Genomic DNA, 2,513 nt, shown 5'->3' on the forward strand with positions numbered 1-2,513 from the left:
CTTGAGTGCGCAGTGCTAACCGATCGGGGGGCGGCTTCGCACCCTAGCGGGAGCAAGCGCCCTCGCCACAGTTTTTTGCGTCCTTTGAGTATCGGCTCAAACTGGTGACTAAAAATAACAAAACAGTCACCGGTTGACCCTATGTGTCGCAAAAGTTGTTGGGGTACACTCCAGCTCAACGAAAACATCATTCCACGAATCACCTGTTTAGATCTTGCGAGGTTTGCCATGGCTGACTACAAAGCGCCGCTGCGCGATATGCGCTTCGTCCTCAATGAAGTGTTCGAGGTCTCGAAACTGTGGGCCGAACTGCCGGCACTGGCCGAGACCGTTGACGCCGAAACTGTTGAAGCCATCCTCGAAGAAGCCGGCAAGGTCACCAGCAAAAGCATCGCCCCTCTGAGCCGTGCCGCCGACGAAGAAGGCTGCCACTGGGCGGACGGCGCCGTCACCACCCCGGCCGGTTTCCCACAGGCTTATCAGACTTATGCCGAAGGCGGTTGGGTTGGCGTGGGTGGCGATCCGGCCTACGGCGGCATGGGTATGCCCAAAGCCGTGTCGGCCCAGGTCGAAGAAATGGTCAACTCCGCCAGTCTGTCCTTCGGTCTGTACCCGATGCTGACGGCCGGCGCCTGCCTGTCGATCAACGCCCACGCCAGCGAAGAGCTGAAAGCGGCGTACCTGCCGAATATGTACGCCGGCGTCTGGGCCGGTTCCATGTGCCTGACCGAGCCGCACGCTGGCACCGACCTGGGCATCATCCGCACCAAGGCCGAACCTCAGGCCGACGGTTCCTACAAGGTCAGCGGCACCAAGATCTTCATCACCGGCGGTGAGCACGATCTGACCGAAAACATCATTCACCTGGTGCTGGCCAAGCTGCCGGACGCCCCGGCCGGCCCGAAAGGCATTTCGCTGTTCCTGGTGCCTAAGTTCATGGTCAATGCCGATGGCAGCCTCGGCGCGCGCAACCCGGCGAACTGCGGTTCGATCGAACACAAGATGGGCATCCAGGCCTCCGCGACCTGCGTGATGAACTTCGATGAAGCTGTCGGTTATCTGGTCGGCGAGCCGAACAAAGGCCTGGCGGCGATGTTCACCATGATGAACTACGAGCGTCTGGGCGTCGGCATCCAGGGCCTGGCCACCGGCGAGCGCTCGTACCAGAACGCCATTGAATATGCCCGCGATCGCCTGCAAAGCCGTTCACCGACCGGCGCGCAGAACAAGGACAAGGTCGCCGACCCGATCATCGTCCACCCGGACGTGCGTCGCATGCTGCTGACCATGAAGGCGTCCAACGAGGGCGGCCGTGCGTTCTCCACCTACGTGGCGATGCAGCTCGACACTGCCAAGTTCAGCGAGGACGCGACGACGCGTAAGCGCGCTGAAGATCTGGTGGCGCTGCTGACGCCGGTGGCCAAGGCGTTCCTGACCGACCTGGGCCTGGAAACCACTGTCCACGGCCAGCAGATTTTCGGCGGCCACGGCTATATCCGCGAGTGGGGCCAGGAACAACTGGTGCGTGACGTGCGCATCACCCAGATCTACGAAGGCACCAACGGCATTCAGGCGCTGGACCTGGTCGGGCGCAAGATCGTGGGTAGCGGCGGGGCGTTCTACAAGCTGTTCGCTGACGAGATCCGTCATTTCACCGCGACTGCCAGCGCTGACCTGGGCGAATTCACCAAGCCGCTGAACGACGCCGTCGACACCCTCGACGAGTTAACCGCATGGCTGCTGGACCGGGCGAAAACCAATCCGAACGAAATCGGCGCGGCTTCGGTCGAATATTTGCAAGCGTTCGGTTACACGGCTTATGCCTACATGTGGGCACTGATGGCCAAGGCCGCGCTGGGCAAGGAAGCGCAGGATGATTTCTATGCCAGCAAACTAGGTACCGCGCGTTTCTATTTCGCCCGTCTGCTGCCGCGCATTCACTCGTTGAGCGCGTCGGTGAAGGCCGGTAGCGAGTCGCTGTTCCTGCTGGATGCGGCGCAGTTCTGATGCGATGACGTCATGTAAGCATTCTCTTACATGACGTGCTGCTGTTCTCCCATAGGCGTAGATTGGATCCAGAGCTAATCTACATTTCATGGACGTCGCGCAGGAAGCGCAAAGCAACAACACGGACACGTAGGATTCTGCCAGGGTGGCGGAGTGAAATGGATGTCAGGGAAACAGTCTGCAAAGCCCCGCTTCGGCGGGGTTTTCTTTTGTCTGAAGAAAAGTGTTCAGGCGATCGGATCCAGCGGCGACTTCACTTCACGCTCCATCACTTCCTCAAGCAATGTCCGCAGCAGCGCCAGTGACGCCTGTTGGCGTTGTACGTCGCGACACACCAGCCCAACCTTCAGCGGCACCCGTGGTTCGCTCAGCGGTTTCCACAGCAGTTCCTGGTCGTCGTACTCCTTCTGCGAACGCCCGGGCAACACCGTCGCCAATTTGGTGTGCGGCAGACTGTCGAGAATCCCCACCATATTGTTCAGTTCAGCCTGTACCTGCGGGCGACG

Annotated in this window: 1 protein-coding gene and 1 pseudogene; one reads left to right on the plus strand and one right to left on the minus strand. The window is 60.3% G+C overall.

The genetic code is table 11. The features are described 5' to 3' along the window. The first annotated feature begins 228 nt into the window (after positions 1–228). Positions 229–2,007 (plus strand): acyl-CoA dehydrogenase C-terminal domain-containing protein, encoded by a 1,779-nt coding sequence (locus DBR24_RS30450; RefSeq protein ID WP_123469308.1) that lies wholly within the window; start codon positions 229–231, stop codon positions 2,005–2,007. 227 nt (positions 2,008–2,234) lie between these two features. Here the strand turns inward: DBR24_RS30450 and DBR24_RS30455 are convergent. Beyond that, positions 2,235–2,513, minus strand: a pseudogene (locus DBR24_RS30455) (LysR family transcriptional regulator); the annotation flags it as partial.

It is taken from the genome of Pseudomonas sp. HMWF006 (assembly GCF_003061205.1).
GTDB classification, from domain to species: domain Bacteria; phylum Pseudomonadota; class Gammaproteobacteria; order Pseudomonadales; family Pseudomonadaceae; genus Aquipseudomonas; species Aquipseudomonas monsensis.

Excerpts from the sequence above, each read along its gene's own strand:
- DBR24_RS30450 (WP_123469308.1), top strand. The coding sequence starts at position 229 with ATGGCTGACTACAAAGCGCCGCTGCGCGATATGCGCTTCGTCCTCAAT.